The sequence below is a fragment of the Pseudomonas sp. Pseusp11 genome, from assembly GCF_047304405.1.
GTDB lineage: Bacteria > Pseudomonadota > Gammaproteobacteria > Pseudomonadales > Pseudomonadaceae > Aquipseudomonas.
Window position 1 is genome coordinate 65,921 of record NZ_JBGLZF010000001.1, and the last position, 17,931, is coordinate 83,851.

Annotated in this window: 17 protein-coding genes; 10 read left to right on the forward strand and 7 right to left on the reverse strand. The window is 60.1% G+C overall.

Features of this window, described 5'->3' with window-relative positions; all coding sequences use genetic code 11:
- Positions 1–32: 32 nt before the first annotated feature.
- From ACCC96_RS00345 to ACCC96_RS00360, 4 genes are all read left to right on the forward strand, one after another.
- Positions 33–500 (forward strand): translation initiation factor 2, encoded by a 468-nt coding sequence (locus tag ACCC96_RS00345; RefSeq protein ID WP_413694677.1) that lies wholly within the window; start codon positions 33–35, stop codon positions 498–500.
- 167 nt (positions 501–667) lie between these two features.
- A complete protein-coding gene (locus ACCC96_RS00350; protein ID WP_007942053.1) occupies positions 668–922 on the forward strand; it encodes a YkgJ family cysteine cluster protein in 255 nt (84 codons plus the stop codon).
- Positions 923–963: 41 nt separating this feature from the next.
- On the forward strand, positions 964–1,566 hold the full coding sequence (locus ACCC96_RS00355) for an START domain-containing protein (RefSeq protein WP_413694678.1): 603 nt from the start codon (positions 964–966) through the stop codon (positions 1,564–1,566).
- A 359-nt stretch (positions 1,567–1,925) separates the two neighbouring features.
- Positions 1,926–4,019, forward strand: a complete 2,094-nt coding sequence (locus ACCC96_RS00360; RefSeq protein WP_413694679.1) for an LTA synthase family protein — start codon at positions 1,926–1,928, stop codon at positions 4,017–4,019.
- A 60-nt stretch (positions 4,020–4,079) separates the two neighbouring features.
- On the opposite strand, the gene ACCC96_RS00365 is transcribed toward ACCC96_RS00360, so the two are convergent.
- The gene (locus tag ACCC96_RS00365; protein ID WP_172901242.1) at positions 4,080–4,238 is read right to left on the reverse strand and encodes a DUF3309 family protein; all 159 of its coding nucleotides are present in this window, start codon (positions 4,236–4,238) and stop codon (positions 4,080–4,082) included.
- Positions 4,239–4,526: 288 nt separating this feature from the next.
- Here ACCC96_RS00365 and ACCC96_RS00370 point away from each other — a divergent pair, with 288 nt between their 5' ends.
- The 3 genes from ACCC96_RS00370 (at position 4,527) to csrA (ending at position 6,078) form a co-directional block, all read left to right on the forward strand.
- Positions 4,527–5,342, forward strand: a complete 816-nt coding sequence (locus ACCC96_RS00370; RefSeq protein WP_018929879.1) for an SDR family oxidoreductase — start codon at positions 4,527–4,529, stop codon at positions 5,340–5,342.
- Between the two features lie 64 nt (positions 5,343–5,406).
- The gene (locus ACCC96_RS00375; protein ID WP_258672839.1) at positions 5,407–5,739 is read left to right on the forward strand and encodes a YnfA family protein; all 333 of its coding nucleotides are present in this window, start codon (positions 5,407–5,409) and stop codon (positions 5,737–5,739) included.
- A gap of 153 nt (positions 5,740–5,892) precedes the next feature.
- A complete protein-coding gene (csrA, locus tag ACCC96_RS00380) occupies positions 5,893–6,078 on the forward strand; it encodes a carbon storage regulator CsrA (protein WP_019650474.1) in 186 nt (61 codons plus the stop codon).
- A 1-nt stretch (position 6,079) separates the two neighbouring features.
- On the opposite strand, the gene ACCC96_RS00385 is transcribed toward csrA, so the two are convergent.
- The 5 genes from ACCC96_RS00385 to mnmC form a co-directional block, all read right to left on the reverse strand.
- Positions 6,080–6,307, reverse strand: coding sequence for a YheU family protein (locus ACCC96_RS00385; RefSeq protein WP_003199186.1), 228 nt, complete (start codon positions 6,305–6,307; stop codon positions 6,080–6,082).
- Positions 6,308–6,372: 65 nt separating this feature from the next.
- A complete protein-coding gene (locus ACCC96_RS00390; RefSeq protein ID WP_413694680.1) occupies positions 6,373–7,563 on the reverse strand; it encodes an osmoprotectant NAGGN system M42 family peptidase in 1,191 nt (396 codons plus the stop codon).
- A 37-nt stretch (positions 7,564–7,600) separates the two neighbouring features.
- The gene (ngg, locus tag ACCC96_RS00395; protein WP_413694681.1) at positions 7,601–9,349 is read right to left on the reverse strand and encodes an N-acetylglutaminylglutamine synthetase; all 1,749 of its coding nucleotides are present in this window, start codon (positions 9,347–9,349) and stop codon (positions 7,601–7,603) included.
- A gap of 3 nt (positions 9,350–9,352) precedes the next feature.
- Positions 9,353–11,125 (reverse strand): N-acetylglutaminylglutamine amidotransferase, encoded by a 1,773-nt coding sequence (locus ACCC96_RS00400; protein ID WP_413694682.1) that lies wholly within the window; start codon positions 11,123–11,125, stop codon positions 9,353–9,355.
- Between the two features lie 123 nt (positions 11,126–11,248).
- Positions 11,249–13,231, reverse strand: coding sequence for a bifunctional tRNA (5-methylaminomethyl-2-thiouridine)(34)-methyltransferase MnmD/FAD-dependent 5-carboxymethylaminomethyl-2-thiouridine(34) oxidoreductase MnmC (gene mnmC / locus ACCC96_RS00405; RefSeq protein ID WP_413694683.1), 1,983 nt, complete (start codon positions 13,229–13,231; stop codon positions 11,249–11,251).
- A 320-nt stretch (positions 13,232–13,551) separates the two neighbouring features.
- Between mnmC and pap the strand changes: the two genes are divergently transcribed.
- Both pap and ACCC96_RS00415 read left to right on the forward strand, forming a co-directional pair.
- Entirely contained in the window at positions 13,552–15,075 is a 1,524-nt protein-coding gene (pap, locus tag ACCC96_RS00410) for a polyphosphate:AMP phosphotransferase (protein ID WP_413694684.1), read from the forward strand.
- 105 nt (positions 15,076–15,180) lie between these two features.
- Positions 15,181–16,365 carry a thiolase family protein gene (locus tag ACCC96_RS00415; RefSeq protein WP_413694685.1) on the forward strand — a complete coding sequence of 395 codons (1,185 nt, stop codon included), beginning with the start codon at positions 15,181–15,183 and terminating at the stop codon, positions 16,363–16,365.
- 86 nt (positions 16,366–16,451) lie between these two features.
- On the opposite strand, the gene ACCC96_RS00420 is transcribed toward ACCC96_RS00415, so the two are convergent.
- Positions 16,452–16,655, reverse strand: a complete 204-nt coding sequence (locus tag ACCC96_RS00420) for a DUF6316 family protein (RefSeq protein WP_413694686.1) — start codon at positions 16,653–16,655, stop codon at positions 16,452–16,454.
- 201 nt (positions 16,656–16,856) lie between these two features.
- Here ACCC96_RS00420 and ACCC96_RS00425 point away from each other — a divergent pair, with 201 nt between their 5' ends.
- The gene (locus tag ACCC96_RS00425) at positions 16,857–17,816 is read left to right on the forward strand and encodes a DMT family transporter (RefSeq protein WP_413694687.1); all 960 of its coding nucleotides are present in this window, start codon (positions 16,857–16,859) and stop codon (positions 17,814–17,816) included.
- The last annotated feature ends 115 nt before the right edge of the window (positions 17,817–17,931 follow it).

The window sequence follows — 17,931 nt, forward strand, 5'->3', positions numbered from 1 at the left end:
TATAACCTTCTGCCGTTCGCGCCGTTGGGTCCATGAAACCGATTTTTCCTGCCGCCTGGTTATTGATCTGCCTGTTGATGACTTGTCATGCGGAAGGTGTCATGGCGGCTTCCGTCCAGGAAAAACCGACAGCCGCTGCAACCGCGAAAAAACCGGCGACTGTCATAAAAACCACTCCGGCCACAAAGAAGGCTGCACCGGTCAAAAAGCGTTCTCCCATTGCTTCCAAGTCAAAACCAGCCAGTGAAGCGCTGAAGACCAAACTCCCTCCCGCCAATCTCGACTTGAGCTTGCCCAAGGATAAGGTCGATGAATTGAAACCGGTCGGCACGGTACCGTTGCCTCGACACGATGCGGTGTTGCCGCAAATGTTCGGCGGCAAAAGCAGTCCGTTTCAGCTGAACGGTCGCCTGATCAGCAACGAAATGCAGCTGCAACGGCGCAATGAAGAGCGCCGGGACGTTGAAGGCGCGGCGCTGGAATTCGAGTTCAAGCAGTAAATTTCCCCCTGTTCGTGACCCGCGAAACAGACGCTTTGTCGGAGACTGGTCAGTCACGTTCGTTTGAGCGTAAAAACCCGGGCCCGGGTAATTTAAAACAACTGTTTTAGCCGTTACTCTGTGCCACGTCCCTTTAACACATTGCTCGTCGCGAGGAGCTTGTCGTCATGAGATGCCGTGAAGGCTGTGGCGCCTGTTGCATTGCCCCTTCCATCAGTTCGCCGATTCCCGGCATGCCCAATGGCAAAGCCGCCGGAGAACGATGCGTACAACTGTCTGCCGATAACCTGTGCAGCATTTTCGGCAAGCCGGAACGTCCCGCGGTGTGTTCGGCGTTTGAGGCCGATGTCGAGGTTTGCGGAAGCAGCCGCGACGAAGCGATCAAATTGCTGGGCTGGTGGGAGCAAATGACGGCCGCGTGATGTGTTCAACGAACGGAACTTCAACAATAAGGAATAAGACTATGGGTTCGCTGCATCGTATCGCTGTGCTGTGTGGTTTGACGGTTTTGCTGGCCTCCACGGCCCAGGCCGAAGACTGGAAAACCGCCAAGGACGAAGACGGCATCAAGGTGTCCTTGAGTGAGGTGGCTGGTTCCCAATACAAGGCTTACCGTGGTGTAACGGTCATGAAGACCACCATGGCCAAACTGCGTGCACTGCAGGAAGACGTTCCGGGAGCCTGCGCCTGGATTCACGAGTGCAAGGTCCAGAAGCTGCTCAAGCATGAAGGCAACCAGAGCTGGACCTACACTCAGTTCAATACACCGTGGCCGGTGACTTCTCGCGATTCTGTATTGCATGTCACCACCGTTGACGGCGCCGATGGCAGCCTGACCCGCGAGCTGGAAGGGCAGCCGAAGTACCTTCCGGAAGAAAAAGGTTTTGTACGGGTTGCCCAAGTCAAGGGTTTCTGGAAGTTCGTGCCCAAAGGCGATCAAGTCGAAGTGACGTATCAGGTCCACACCGATCCAGGTGGCAGCGTGCCGTCGTGGTTGGCCAACAAGTTCGTGGTCGATGCGCCATTCAATACTCTCAAAGCCCTGAAAGAACGCGCCGAGAAGTAACCGCGTATCCAGTTGATACGACCTGTTGAACAACGCCCCGACTTGATCGGGGCGTTTGCGTTTTTTACCAAGGGCTGGCTTTATTTTGTTTCCGGATATGCGTTGAACAAAATTTTCACAAAGTCTCCAAGACAATTCGCTCTCGCCTCAACGAGTCAACCCCGCAACTTTGCGCCACGCCTCTTGTCCCAGAGCGCTACAAGCGACAGTTGGGCTGTCGGGCAGTAATCAATGGCAATGCAGCTGTTGATCGTGCAACATTTGCGCACCGCGCACGCCCCGGGGCCGAGGATGGCCAACAGAGGGCAAGGCGCCACTGTATTTTTGTAACTTCAACTTCCAATGGGTCCTAAAACGACATGGCAAACCCGGACGCCCTGAATCAGCAGCGAGCTACTAGTCGCCTGCTGCAACCGACCGTCAAATCGCATCTGGCCTACACACTGTTGTGCGCCCTGATCATGATGGTCATGTTCAGCCTGCTGCGCGTCGCGCTGCTGGTTTACAACCGCTCGATGATCCTCGACACACCGGCTTCGACCTTCCTGGAAGCGTTCGCCAATGGCCTGCGTTTCGACTTGCGCCTGGTGGTTTACCTCAGCGTTCCGCTGCTGCTGGCCCTGTTCAGCGCCCGGGCCATGGCGGCCCGCGGGTTCTTCCGGCTCTGGTTGACCATTGCCTCGAGTATCGCGTTGTTCCTCGGCCTGATGGAGATGGACTTTTACCGCGAGTTCCACCAGCGCCTCAACGGCCTGGTCTTCCAGTATGTGAAAGAAGACCCGAAAACCGTGATGAGCATGCTCTGGTACGGTTTTCCGGTAGTTCGCTACCTGTTGGCCTGGGGTGTGGGCACGTTGATTCTGACCCTCGCGTTCAAGGGCGCCGACCGCGCCACACGTCCTCGCGGGCCGTTCAGTGGTGGCAGCATCGGCACGCGCCAGGTCGCTCCGTGGTATGTGCGCGGCGTGGTGTTTGTGGTCTGTCTGATGATCTGCGTGGTCGCGGCGCGCGGCACTCTGCGTCAAGGCCCGCCGCTGCGTTGGGGTGACGTTTACACCACCGACTCGAATTTCGCCAACCAGTTGGGCCTCAACGGCACGCTGTCGCTGATCGCCGCGGCCAAGAGCCGGATGTCCGAAGAGCGCGACAACATCTGGAAAGCCACACTGGAACAACCTCTGGCCCAGCAGACCGTGCGCGATATGCTGCTGACTCCGAGCGACAAACTGGTGAACCCGGAGACCGCCGCGGTGCGCCGCAACTACACCCCCGACGCCAACAAGACACTGCCGATCAAGAACGTCGTGGTGATCCTGATGGAAAGCTTCGCCGGTCACTCGGTGGGCGCTCTGGGACGTCCGGGCCAGATCACGCCTTCCTTCGACAAACTGTCGAAAGAAGGTCTGTTGTTCGACCGTTTCTTCTCCAACGGCACCCATACCCACCAGGGTATGTTCGCCACCATGGCCTGCTTCCCGAACCTGCCAGGTTTCGAATACCTGATGCAGACCCCGGAAGGCAGCCACAAACTGTCCGGCCTGCCACAGTTGCTCAGCACTCGTGGCTACGACGATGTGTATGTTTATAACGGCGACTTCGCCTGGGACAACCAGTCGGGCTTCTTCAGCAACCAGGGCATGACCAACTTTATCGGGCGCAATGACTTCGTCAACCCGGTGTTCTCCGACCCGACCTGGGGCGTGTCTGACCAGGACATGTTCAACCGTGGCCTGGAAGAGTTGAAAGCCCGCGACGGCAAGGACAAGAAACCGTTCTATGCCTTGCTGCAAACCCTGTCCAACCACACGCCATACGCCTTGCCGACGCCGTTGCCGGTGGAGCGCGTGACCGATCGTGGCAGCCTCAACGAACACTTGACCGCCATGCGCTACTCCGACTGGGCATTGGGTCAGTTCTTTGAAAAGGCCCGCAAAGAGCCGTACTTCAAGGAAACCCTGTTCGTGATCGTCGGCGACCACGGTTTTGGCAATGAACAACAGATCACCGAAATGGACCTGGGCCGCTTCAACGTGCCGATGCTGATGATCGGGCCGGGCATACAGGAAAAATTCGGTCAGGTCGACCACACCGTGGGCACCCAGATCGACATCGTGCCGACCATCATGGGCCGCGTGGGTGGCGATGTGGTTCATCAATGCTGGGGGCGCGACTTGCTGAACCTGCCGGAAGGTGACAAGGGTTTCGGCATGATCAAGCCGTCGGGCAGCGATCAGACGGTCGCCTTGCTCACCGCGGACCGCGTGCTGGTACTGCCTAAAGAGATGCCGCCAAGGTTGTATCAATACGAACTGGGCGCTAACCCGAAAGGTGAAGTGATCCCGGCATCGGCTGATGAAGCGGCGCTCAAGCAGAAGCTCGAGTCGTTCATCCAGACGGCTACCAAGAGCCTGTTGGACAACACCGCCGGTGTGGTTGACGGCAAACCGGACTAAGTTTTCCGAACATGGAAAAGAGGCCCTTCGCAGGGCCTCTTTTTTTTGCCGGTAAAATCTTTATATCTTGCCAAGCAGCAATAGGATTAACAGCACCACCAACACCACGCCGATGATGCCGGACGGGCCGTAACCCCAACTTCTGGAGTGCGGGAAGACCGGCAGGCCGCCTATCAGCAACAGGATAAGAATAACGATAAGAATTGTGCCCATGTCTATTTCCTTGTTGGAAGCGTTGTGGGTTTGACCTGGCGTTTTAGCCATCAGCTGGACTTGTATTAATCCTAGCTGCTTAAAAAATCCGACTCATGGCTATGAAAAAAAATTCCAAGTTTTTTTAATGTTTTTGGAAAGTATGTTTATTTCTTTTGCTGTGTCTCGAAGTTGAAACAACCGCACCGCGCCGTGGTTCATCGCTGGCCATTCAGCACTCTGATGGAGCGTGGGTCGCGCATTATCCTTCGCTACACTCGGTGCATCTTCCCCGGAACAACAAGGCTGTTTGCTATGCAAAATCGCATGATGATCACTGGCGCGGGCTCAGGCCTGGGTCGCGAAATCGCGCTGCGCTGGGCGCGTGAAGGCTGGCAGCTGGCCTTGTCGGATGTCAGTGAGCCCGGCCTGCAGGAAACCCTCAAGTTGGTGCGCGAAGCTGGCGGTGACGGCTTCATTCAGCGCTGCGATGTGCGCGACTACAGTCAGTTGACCGCCTTCGCCCAAGCCTGCGAAGAGAAACTCGGCGGTATCGATGTCATCGTCAACAATGCCGGTGTGGCCTCGGGCGGGTTCTTCAGTGAACTGTCGCTGGAGGACTGGGATTGGCAAATCGCGATCAACCTGATGGGCGTGGTCAAGGGCTGCAAGGCCTTCCTGCCGCTGCTGGAGAAAAGCAAAGGCAAAATCATCAACATCGCCTCGATGGCGGCGCTGATGCAAGGCCCGGCCATGAGCAACTACAACGTGGCCAAGGCAGGTGTGGTGGCGTTGTCCGAAAGTTTGCTGATTGAACTGGCCCATGAGGAAGTCAGCGTGCATGTAGTTTGCCCGTCGTTCTTCCAGACCAATCTACTGGACTCCTTCCGTGGCCCGACCCCGGCCATGAAAGCCCAGGTCGGCAAATTGCTGGAAAGCTCGCCGATCACCGCTGCCGACATTGCCGACTACATCTATCAGCAGGTCGCCGCCGGCGAATTCTTGATCCTGCCCCATGAACAGGGGCGCATGGCCTGGGCAATCAAACAGAAAGACCCGCAACTGCTCTACAACGAAATGACTGTGATGGCCGACAAAATGCGCGCCAAGGCCAAACAAAACGCAGGCTGAACTTGCCCGTGCGCAACACCGTCGTTAGGGTGGCCGCAATCGGTCATCCTCACGAGACGTTTGCATGCTCAATTACCTGTGGTTTTTCCTCGCCGCGCTGTTCGAAATCGCCGGCTGCTTCGCTTTCTGGATGTGGCTGCGCCAGGGTAAAAGCGTGTGGTGGGTCATCCCGGCCTTGCTCAGCCTGACGTTATTCGCGCTACTGCTGACCCGTGTCGAAGCGAACTACGCCGGTCGCGCCTATGCCGCCTACGGTGGCATCTACATCATCGCGTCGGTTGGTTGGCTGGCGGTGGTCGAGCGGATTCGACCATTGGGCTCGGACTGGATCGGCGTGGCGCTGTGTGTACTCGGGGCGAGTGTCATTTTGTTTGGCCCGCGCCTTACCGCTTCCTGACGGATCGGTCCTTCATTCAAGCGGTTTGTCAGACACGTCCGTCAGGGTGATGCAGCCTGCATTGTAGGGCGGGACTGTTTTGCGGTCGTTGCATTGAAGACCCGCTCTGCGCCGGGCATCTTCAGGGGCCGGTAACCCTGAAGGATGAATGCCATGCTTGTACTCAGTCGCGTTGTGGGCGAATTGATATCCATTGGTGACAACATTTCCGTGCGGGTGCTCGCCGTCAACGGAAGCAGTGTGCGCTTCGGTGTTGAAGCGCCACAGCAGGTCAACGTACACCGCGCCGAAGTCTACGAGCGCATCCAGATCAAACAGGCAAAAGCCAAAGGTCGTTGACTCAGTCGAACAGGTGCTTGGGCACGTCGTGCTTGAGCATCAACTGGCATTGCTCGCTTTCCGGATCGAAGACGATCAGCGCCTGGCCCTTGGTCAATGCCTGACGGACACGCAATACACGGGTTTCCAGCGGCGTGTCATCGCCGTTGTCCGTGCCGTCACGGGTCACGAAATCCTCGATCAGGCGGGTCAGGGTGTCGACTTCAAGTTGGTCGTGGGGGATCAGCATAAGGCACCTCGGTTAAACATTGGCGCGATGCTACGGCGGATATGAACACATCACCAGTGTTCGCCTCAGCTTTCTGTGCGCTGTCCCAGCAGGCTATCCACCGATGGCACCCGGGTATCGCTTTCCATCTGCGTCTCGTGCTCGATCTGGTGACTGAACCGGTCCAGTGACCCTGTGGCCGGTTGTGCATCGCTGGCGAATACCGGTGGGCTGAGGATGTAGGCGCCGAGCAGGCGGCTGAGGGCGGCGAGGCTGTCGATGTGGGTGCGTTCGTAGCCGTGGGTGGCGTCGCAACCGAAGGCCAGCAGCGCGGTGCGAATGTCGTGGCCGGCGGTGACGGCCGAGTGAGCATCGCTGAAGTAATAGCGGAACAGGTCCCGACGCGCCGGCAGTTCGTTGTCAGCGGCCAGGCGTAGCAGGTGCCGCGACAGATGATAGTCATAAGGCCCGCCGGAATCCTGCATCGCCACGCTCACCGCGTGTTCGCTGGAGTGCTGGCCGGGCGCGACCGGCGCGATGTCGATGCCGACGAATTCGCTGACATCCCAGGGCAGGGCAGCCGCCGCGCCACTGCCGGTTTCCTCGGTGATGGTGAACAGCGGATGGCAGTCGATCATCAACTCTTCGCCGCTGTCGACAATTGCTTTCAGGGCCGCCAGCAGTGCGGCAACGCCGGCCTTGTCATCGAGGTGACGGGCGCTGATGTGGCCGCTTTCGGTGAATTCCGGCAACGGGTCGAAGGCGACGAAATCGCCGATGCTGATCCCCAGCGAATCGCAATCGGCGCGGGTGGCGCAATAGGCGTCCAGGCGCAATTCGATGTGATCCCAGCTGATCGGCATTTCATCCACGGCGGTGTTGAACGCGTGCCCGGAAGCCATCAGCGGCAACACGCTGCCGCGGATCACGCCGTTGTCGGTGAACAGGCTGACGCGGCTGCCCTCGGCAAAACGGCTGGACCAGCAGCCGACGGGCGCCAGGGTCAGGCGTCCGTTGTCCTTGATCGCGCGAACCGCCGCGCCAATGGTATCCAGGTGAGCGGAGACTGCTCGGTCCGGACTGTTCTTCTTGCCCTTAAGAGTCGCGCGGATGGTGCCTCGACGGGTCATTTCAAAGGGAATGCCCAGCTCTTCGAGGCGCTCGGCGACGTACCGCACGATGGTGTCGGTGAACCCGGTGGGGCTGGGAATGGCGAGCATTTCCAGCAGGACTTTTTGCAGGTAATCGAGATCCGGTTCGGGAATTTTGCTGGTCATGGAAACTCCTGATGGTGTTGGTACAAACAACACATCACTAAGGGACTGCCGGCTGACTATGCGCAAACAACAAATCCACAAACCGCTCGGCCGTCGGCTGCGGTTCATGGTTGGCCAGGCCGGCGCGTTCATTGGCTTCGATAAACACGTACTGCGGCTGGTCGGCGGCAGGCACCATCAGGTCGAGCCCGACCATCGGAATATCCAGCGCTCGCGCCGCGCGCACCGCCGCATCCACCAGGGTTGGATGCAGAATCGCCGTGACGTCTTCAAGGATGCCGCCGGTATGAAGATTCGCCGTGCGCCGTACGAACAAGTGCTCGTCGGCCGGCAGAATACTGCCGTAGTCATAACCCGCCGCCTGCAAGGTGCGTTGGGTCTCCTGATCCAGCGGGATTTTGCTTTCACCGCTGGTCGCTGCCTGACGGCGACGGCTCTGGGCCTCGATCAGCGCGCCGATGGAATGCTGACTATCGCCCACCACTTCCGCCGGCCGGCGAATGGCGGCCGCGACCACCTCGAATCCGATCACCAGAATCCGCAAATCGAGGCCTTCGTGAAAGCTTTCCAGCAGCACTCGACTGTCGAATGCACGGGCGTTCTCGATGGCTTGCTGGACCTCCTCGATGCTGCGCAAATCCACCGCCACCCCTTGGCCCTGTTCACCGTCCAGCGGTTTGACCACCACCCGTTCGTGCTCGTCGAGAAACGCCAGGTTGTCGTCCGCGCTTCCCGCCAGTTGTTGGGCGGGCAGTTTGAGGCCGGCGTTTTTCAGCACTTTGTGGGTCAGGCTTTTGTCCTGGCACAAGGTCATGCTGATGGCGCTGGTCAGATCGCTCAAGGATTCGCGGCAACGCACCCGGCGACTGCCGTGAATCAAGGTGAACAGACCGGCTTGCGCGTCATCCACCTGCACCTCAATGCCGCGCCGATGAGCCTCTTCGACGATGATCCGCGCATACGGATTGAACTCGGCTTCGGGGCCGGGGCCGAGAAACAACGGCTGGTTGATGCCGTTCTTGCGCTTGATCGCAAACGTCGACAAGTTGCGAAAACCGAGCTTGGCATAAAGGCTTTTCGCCTGACGGTTGTTGTGCAGCACCGACAGGTCCAGGTAACTCAGCCCACGGCTCATGAAGTGTTCGATCAAGTGCCGCACCAGCACTTCACCGACACCTGGGCGGGAACATTGCGGATCCACAGCCAGGCACCACAGGCTGCTGCCGTTTTCCGGATCGTTGAATGCCTTGTGATGATTGAGGCCCATGACGCTGCCGATGATTGCGCCGCTGTCCTCGTCTTCGGCCTGCCAGTAAACCGGGCCGCCCTGATGATGGGGCGTCAGTAAACCTGCATCGATCGGCAGCATGCCGCGGGCCTGATACAGCTGATTGATCGCCTGCCAGTCCGCCTCGCTTTGCGCCCGACGGATACGGAAACCGCGAAACACCCGGGTGGCCTGACGGTAATCGCTGAACCACAGGCGCAAAGTATCTGACGGGTCGAGAAACAGTTGCGCCGGTTCCAGCCCCAGCACTTGCTGGGGGGCGGCGACGTACAAGGCGATGTCCCGCTCACCGGGCTGCTCATTGAGCAACTCTTGGGCGAGGCTCGCCGCATCGGGAAAGGTATGGCCGATCAACAACCGGCCCCAACCGCAATGCACGGCGATGGGCACGGCGCTCAATGCACTGCCGTCTTCGGCCAGGCGTGCCTGCAAGCGTTCGTAGGAGGGCGCCTGACCGCGCAACAAGCGTTGGCTGTAAGCCGTGGCGTGGGGTTTCATCGATCAGATTCCTTGTTCACAGAGCCACAGGTTCAGGGCCGCCAATTGCCACAGCTTGGAGCCGCGCAACGGGGTCAACTGGCCTTGCGGGTCGGTCAGCAGGCGGTCGAGCATGGCGGGATTGAACAGGCCGCGATCCTGACTCGGATCGAGCAGCAGTTCACGCACCCAGTTCAGTGTGTCGCCCTGCAGATGCTTGAGACCTGGCACCGGGAAGTAGCCTTTTTTGCGATCGATCACTTCGCTCGGAATCACCAGCCGCGCCGCTTCTTTCAGGACTTGCTTGCCGCCATCCGGCAGTTTGAATTTGCCCGGCACTCGCGCCGACAACTCCACCAGGCGATAGTCGAGAAACGGCGTGCGCGCTTCCAAACCCCAGGCCATGGTCATGTTGTCGACCCGTTTGACGGGGTCGTCCACCAGCATCACGGTGCTGTCCAGGCGCAGGGCTTTGTCCACCGCCGCGTCGGCACCGGGTTGGGCGAAATGTTCCTTCACGAAGTCGCCGGCGGCATCGTTGGCTGTCAGCCATTTCGGCTGCACTGTGGCGGCATAGTCGACATGGCTGCGGTCGAAAAACGCATCGCGATACGCCGCATACGGATCGCTCGCGCCGTCCACCTGCGGATACCAGTGATACCCGGCGAACAACTCGTCCGCGCCCTGGCCGCTCTGCACCACTTTGCAATGCTTGGCCACTTCCCGGGACAGCAGGTAGAAGGCAATGCAGTCATGGCTGACCATCGGCTCGCTCATGGCGCGGAACGCTGCCGGCAGTTGCTCGATGATCTCTTGTTCGTCGATACGCAGTTGGTGATGCCGGGTGCCGTAGTGTTTGGCGATCAGGTCCGAATACTGAAATTCATCACCGCGCTCGCCGCCGGCATCCTGGAAACCGATGGAGAAGGTCGACAAGTCTTCGACCCCGACTTCGCGCAACAGTCCCACCAACAGACTCGAATCGACGCCACCTGACAGCAGCACACCGACATCCACAGCCGCCCGTTGACGGATCGCCACCGCTTCACGGGTGCTGTCGAGCACACGGTCACGCCAGTCTTCGAGGGTCAGATTCAGTTCGTCGGCATGTGGGCCGTAGGGCAGGCTCCACCAGGTTTGCTGCTCGGTGGTGCCGTTTGCTTCGATGCGCATCCAGCTCGCCGGGGGCAGTTTTTCGATGCCCGTCAGCAACGTGCGCGGGGCCGGGACCACCGCGTGGAAGTTCAGGTAATGATTGAGCGCCACCGGATCGAGGATCGGGTTGATGTCGCCGCCCTTGAGCAATGCCGGCAATGCCGAGGCAAAGCGCAGGCGCTGGCCGGTGCGCGACAGGTACAGCGGCTTCACACCGAGACGGTCGCGGGCGATGAACAGACGCTGGGCGTCACGTTCCCAAATGGCGAAGGCGAACATGCCGTTGAGCTTGGGCAACAGCGCTTCACCCCAGGCGTGATAGCCCTTGAGCAGCACTTCGGTGTCGCCACCGGAGTAGAAGGCATAACCGAGGCTTTCCAGCTCGGTGCGCAGTTCCGGGAAGTTGTAGATGGCGCCGTTGAAGGCCAGGGACAGGCCCAGTTGATGGTCGATCATCGGCTGTGCCGAGCCGTCCGACAGGTCCATGATTTTCAGGCGCCGATGACCCAGGGCAATCGGGCCTTGGCTGTGGAAGCCCCACGCATCAGGGCCGCGAGGGGCCAGGTGATGGGTGATTCGTTCAATGGCTGCGAGGTCCGCAGGTTGATGGTCGAAACGTAATTCTCCAGCTAATCCGCACATAAGTCCTTACCGGTTTTTCCGTTGGGGAGGGTCAATCGATACCCGCCAAAAAACGGCGGGTACCCGGAAACTGACCCGGCTGAATCCCTGGAGTTTTAGACCGATAAGTTATAAGTCTGCGTGTCAGACTTTTCCGCGGATCAACTGGCGCAAGGCAAAACGGTTGGGGTGGCAGGCTTCGGCCACGGTTTTGGGCAAGGGCAAAGGCTCGCTCTCAAGCCATGCCGCCAACAGCTCTCCGGACAATGGCGCGGTGATCAAACCGCGAGAGCCATGACCGCTGTTGACGTAAAACCCATCGAGCCACGGGCAGGGCACATCGGGCACTTGTCGGGCATCTTTGCTCAGCGCGGCATAGGCATTGGCGAAGCTGGCCTGATCGGCCAGTGGTCCGACGATCGGCAGGTAATCGGGACTGGTGCAGCGGAACGCCGCGCGCCCTTCAAGCTGCTGCGGGTCCAGGTCTTGAACATGCAGGCGGGTGACCAGGTCGGTGGAGATTTCTTCGAGCAACGCCAGGTTGCCGAGGTGTTCGGCGACGGTCGGGGCCAGATCGTCACTCTTGAAATCGAAGCTGGCGCCGAGGGTGTGTTCGCCCAGACGTGCCGGTGCCACATAGCCTTCGGCGCAGACGACGGTTGCCAGGCTCTGGCTTTCAGGGGTTTGCGCCAGTCGGGTGATCTGGCCGCGAATGCGTTTGAGGGGCAACTCGGCGCTCTGGGGAAAACGCTTGATCTCGGCGGCGCCGGCCAGAATCACCACGGGCGCGCTGGCCAGCAGTGCCTCGCCGTCCCAGGCTTGCCATTGATCATCGACCTTGCGCAGTTCCAGCACCTCGCGATGGGGCAGCCACTGGATGTTCGTTGAAGACGCCTGCCACTGGCACAACGCAGGAGGATGAACCCAGCCACCTTCCGGGAAGAACAGGCCGCCGTGCTCCAGTTCGATGCCGGCCCGGGCCTGTGCTTGCGGTTGATCGAGCAGGTGTACCAAGCCTGGCGAAAAAGCCGCGGCCAATTGCGCCTGACGCTCGGCTTCCTTGGCATTGAAGGCCAGTTGCAAGACCCCGCAATCGTCCCAGTCGACGCCGCGCTGCAACTGTTCCAGCAGGCGCCGGGTGTAACCAAAACCGCTGACGATCAATTGCGACAGCGCGGTGCCGTGGGCCGAAAGCTTGAGGTACAGCACACCCTGAGGGTTGCCCGAGGCTTCCTGCGCCAGTGCTTCGTGGCGCTCCAACAGGCTCACTTGCCAACCCCTCGCGGCGAGACTGGCGGCGCTGGCGCAACCGGCCAGCCCGGCACCGATCACCAGGGCGCGGCGCTCGCCGGTCGGCGGGGTTGGGCGAGCGAACCAGGGTTTAGTCGCGGCAGGTGGTGCGGTCTCTTCAGGCCAGCCAAGAAAGGTGCCCCGCAGGATCTCCCACTTGTGACCGATGCCTGGCGTGCGTTTCATCTTGAAGCCTGCGGCGTTCAACAGGCGGCGTACCCAGCCGGTGCTGGTAAACGTGCTGATGGTAGAGCCGGGTGCCGCCAGACGCGCCAGTTCAGCAAACAGCTCGGCAGTCCACATGTCGGGGTTTTTCGCCGGGGCAAACCCGTCGAGAAACCAGGCGTCGATCTGCGCGTCCAGTTGCGGCAACTGCTCCAGCACATCGCCGATCAGCAAGGTCAGGGTGACGCGGCCACTGTCCAGCACCAGCCGCTGAAAGCCCTGATGGATCGCCACGTATTGCGCCAGCAGTTGATCGGCGAACGGCTTGAGCTCTGGCCATAACGCCAGGGCTCGTTGCAGGTCGGGAGCGCTCAGCGGGTACTTTTCGACACTGACAAAATGCAGCCGCGCACCGGCCACCGCGTGTTGTTCGAACAACTGCCAGGCACAGAGAAAATTCAGCCCGGTACCGAAACCGGTTTCGCCAATCACCAGTCGACCGCCCGCCGGCAATGCGGCGAAGCGGTCGCGCAATTCGTTTTGCTCCAGAAACACGTAGCGGGTTTCTTCAAGGCCCGACTGGTCGGAAAAATACACATCATCGAACACCCGCGAGCGCGGGCGACCTTGGTCGTCCCAGTCGAGCTGGGCGTGGGGCAATACAGGTTTCATGGCAGGCTCGGCAACGGCAAGGTGGCCATTCTAGCCGATCGCCACGGCGGTGCTTGATCCGTGGCAAGTGCCACATTCGGGAGGCAGGGAGAATCGTCGTTTTGTGGCGAGGGAGCTTGCTCCCGCTCGGGTGCGAAGCAGCCGCAAGTTGGTTGTCTATGTAGCACCGGAGTACAAGTTTTCTGATATCGGGACGGCTTCGCCGTCCAGCGGGAGCAAGCTCCCTCGCCACAGGGTTCGTATCAGTCTCAAGGATGGATTTGTCCTGCGCATGAGACGCCAATCCGCTAGTCTTGCTCAATCCTGGAAGGAGCGCGCTCATGTTCGAATCCGCCGAAATCGGTCATGTCATTGACAAAGAAACCTATGAAGCCGAAGTGCCGGCCCTGCGTGAAGCCTTGCTCGAAGCGCAGTTCGAACTTCGGCAGCAACACCGTTTTCCAGTGATCATTTTGATCAACGGCATCGAAGGGGCCGGCAAGGGCGAGACGGTCAAATTACTCAACGAGTGGATGGACCCGCGCCTGATCGAGGTCCGCACCTTCGACCAGCAGACCGACGAAGAGCTGGCTCGACCACCCGTCTGGCGCTACTGGCGGATGCTCCCGGCCAAGGGGCGCATGGGGATTTTCTTCGGTAACTGGTACAGCCAGATGCTGCAAGGGCGGGTTCATGGTTTGTTCAAGGATCCGCGACTCGATCAAGCCATCAACGGCGCCGAACGGCTGGAGAAGATGTTGTGCGACGAAGGCGCGCTGATCTTCAAGTTCTGGTTTCATCTCTCCAAGAAGCAAATGAAAGCGCGGCTCAAGGCGCTGGCCGATGACCCGCTGCACAGCTGGCGCATCAGCCCGCTGGACTGGCAACAATCCGCGACCTACGACAAGTTCGTGAAGTACGGCGAACGGGTACTACGCCGCACCAGCCGCGACTACGCGCCGTGGCACGTGATTGCTGGCCTGGATGCTCGTTATCGCAGCCTGGCGGTCGGCAAGATTCTGCTCGAAGGCCTGCAGAGCGCGCTCAAGAGACCCAGGATTCACCCGCACAAAGTCAGTGCCGCGCCCTTGTCTCCCAGCGTCGATCACGTGAATCTGCTCGACAGCCTGGACCTGACCCTGAACCTGGACAAGGACGATTACGAAGAGCAACTGATTACCGAGCAGGCACGGTTTTCCGGGCTGATGCGCGACAAACGCATGCGTCGTCACGCGCTGATCGCGGTGTTCGAGGGCAACGACGCGGCAGGCAAGGGCGGGGCGATCCGTCGGGTGGCCGCGGCACTCGACCCACGTCAGTACAACATCGTGCCGATCGCCGCGCCTACCGAAGAAGAACGGGCGCAGCCGTATCTCTGGCGGTTCTGGCGGCATATTCCGGCGCGGGGAAAATTCACTGTGTTCGATCGTTCCTGGTATGGCCGGGTGCTGGTGGAGCGCATCGAGGGTTTTTGCAGCGAGGCGGACTGGTTGCGTGCCTACGGCGAGATCAACGACTTCGAAGAGCAGCTCGACGATGCCGGGGTGATCGTGGTCAAGTTCTGGCTGACCATCGACAAACAGACTCAGATGGAGCGCTTCCAGGAGCGCGAAGAGATCCCCTTCAAGCGTTTCAAGATCACTGAAGACGACTGGCGTAACCGCGACAAGTGGGACGATTACCGCGCCGCGGTCGGCGATATGGTCGACCGCACCAGCACCGAGGTATCGCCCTGGACCCTGGTGGAAGCCAACGACAAGCGCTGGGCGCGGGTCAAGGTATTGCGCACCCTCAATGAGGCGCTGGAAACAGCATTCGAAAAGTCCGACAAACGGGAGAAGAAACTGCAAAAGCGCAAGCGCTGAGCCGATGGTTACGCATACGCGGGGTGAATGATTGTCGCGGTCAGTCATGAGTGGGGCTTATGCTCGGTCCAACTCCCGACTGACAACAACAATGAGGTGTATGCCATGCGTGAAGTGGTGATCGTCGACAGCGTGCGGACCGGCCTGGCCAAATCCTTTCGCGGCAAGTTCAACATGACCCGTCCCGACGACATGGCGGCGCACTGTGTCAACGCGCTGCTCACGCGCAATGACGTTGACCCGGCCAGCGTCGAGGATTGCATCGTTGGCGCCGGTTCCAACGAAGGCGCCCAGGGCTACAACATCGGTCGCAACGTCGCGGTGCTGTCGCACTTGGGCATCGGCACGGGTGGCATGACCCTTAACCGCTTCTGTTCGTCGGGCTTGCAGGCCATCGCGATTGCCGCCAATCAGATCGCTTCCGGTTGCAGCGACATCGTCGTCGCCGGTGGTGTCGAGTCGATCAGCCTGACCATGAAAAGCGTCAACACCGACAACCTGATCAACCCGCTGCTGAAAGAGCAGGTGCCAGGTATCTATTTCCCCATGGGCCAGACCGCCGAGATCGTCGCGCGTCGTTACAGCGTCAGCCGCGAGGAGCAGGATCTGTACGCCCTGCAAAGCCAGCAACGTACCGCTCTGGCGCAGGCCGCCGGGTTGTTCAACGATGAAATCGTGCCGATGGCGGTGAAGTATCGCGTTGAAGACAAGGCCACCGGCCAGGTGCAGATCCTCGACGGCATTGTCGATCACGACGACTGCAACCGCCCCGACACCACCCTGCAAAGCCTGGCCGGGTTGAAACCGGTGTTTGCCGAAGACGGCTCGGTGACCGCTGGCAACTCGTCGCAGCTGTCTGACGGTGCTTCGATGACGCTGGTGATGAGCCTGGAAAAAGCCCTGGCGCTGGGGCTCAAGCCCAAAGCCTTCTTTCGCGGTTTCACCGTGGCCGGGTGCCAGCCGGACGAGATGGGCATCGGCCCGGTGTTCTCGGTGCCGAAGTTGCTCAAGGCCAAGGGGTTGCAGATTGCCGACATTGATTTGTGGGAGCTCAACGAAGCGTTCGCCTCGCAATGCCTGTACAGCCGCAACCGGCTGGAGATCGACAACGACAAATACAACGTCAATGGCGGCTCGATTTCCATCGGCCACCCGTTCGGCATGACCGGTTCGCGTCAGGTCGGGCACATCGTGCGCGAGTTGCAGCGGCGTAACCTGCGTTACGGCATCGTCACCATGTGGGGGGGGGGGGGGTTGGGGGCTACGGGGTTGTTTGAGGCGGTGCGGTAATTCCGTGAGGTCGCCTTCGCGGGCAAGCCTCGCTCCTTGTATGTTGCGCTTACACCCCGCGAGAGCAGTTATGCTCGCGGGTGTTGTCACCTCGATGACATGTTCATGCTCAAAACCTGCATCCGCTCGATATAAGCCTGAATCTCCTTCTCGGCCGTCGCCGCATTATCGAACGGCCCCTCCAGGGTCTGTTCCCGGGTGGTGAAATACAACTCCCCATTGACACGACACAACCGGTCACAGCGAAAGTGCGTGGCGGGGGCGGTGTCATGGGCGCGCATGCCGTACATGGGTGATCTCCTGCAGAGGGCGGTTTCAATGAGCTTATGCATGAACCCTTTGCAACGCCTGGCGAGCTGATCGACGGCATCCCGTCAATGTCATGGTACGACCTGCACAGTTTCAATCGCGGCCCGAGGGCAACTGTCCCTGTGTCGCGCCCCGGTCTGAGCCTAGAATGAGCATTCTTGCCAATGGGCTTCGGGGGCAGCATGCATATTTCATCGGGTCGCTGGGTGTACGGTTTATTCCTGGCCTTGCTGACCGCGTTGTTGTGGGGAATTCTGCCGATCAAACTCAAGCAAGTGCTGCTGGTGATGGACCCAGTGACAGTGACCTGGTTTCGCCTGATGGTGTCCGGCGGTTGCCTGTTCATTTATCTGGCGGCGACCAAGCGCTTGCCGAGCCGCAAAGTCCTTGGCCCGCGCGGTGGCTGGTTGGTGTTGATGGCGGTGCTCGGACTGGTCGGCAACTACGTGCTGTACCTGATGGGCCTGAACCTGCTTAGCGCCGGCACCGCACAACTGGTGGTGCAGATGGGCCCGATCATGTTGCTGATCGCCAGTCTGTTCGTGTTCAAGGAGCGGTTCAGCGTGGGGCAGGGGATTGGCCTGTTGGTGCTGTTGATCGGCTTTGCACTGTTCTTCAATCAGCGCCTGGGCGAGTTGCTCACCTCCCTGACCGATTACACCGCGGGTGTGCTGATGGTGCTGTTGGCGTCGACGGTCTGGACCTTCTATGCCTTGGGCCAGAAGCAGTTGCTCACGGTGTGGAATTCGTTGCAGGTGATGATGGTGATTTACCTGTTCTGCGCGCTGTTGCTGACGCCCTGGGTGCATCCGCTGGAAGCACTGCAACTGAGCCCGCTGCAAGGCTGGCTGCTGCTGGCGTGCTGCTTGAACACCCTGATCGCGTATGGCGCCTTCGCCGAAGCCCTGGCCCATTGGGAAGCGTCGCGAGTCAGCGCGACGCTGGCGATCACGCCGCTGGTGACCTTTGCCGCGGTGGCCGTGGCTGCGTGGTTATGGCCGGAGTATGTGCATGCCGAGCAGATCAATGGTCTGGGTTATGGCGGGGCGGTGCTGGTGGTGCTCGGGTCGGCGCTGGTGGCGTTGGGGCCATCGTTGATCGCCGGGCTCAGGGCACGGCGGGTGCGGATGGCAGCCAGTTAGACCGCGTTATCGTTCATCGCGGGCAAGCCACGCTCCCACAGGTTTTGGGTCGCTCACGGGTGTTGTGATTGACACAAATCCTGTGGGAGCGTGGCTTGCCCGCGATGACTGACTG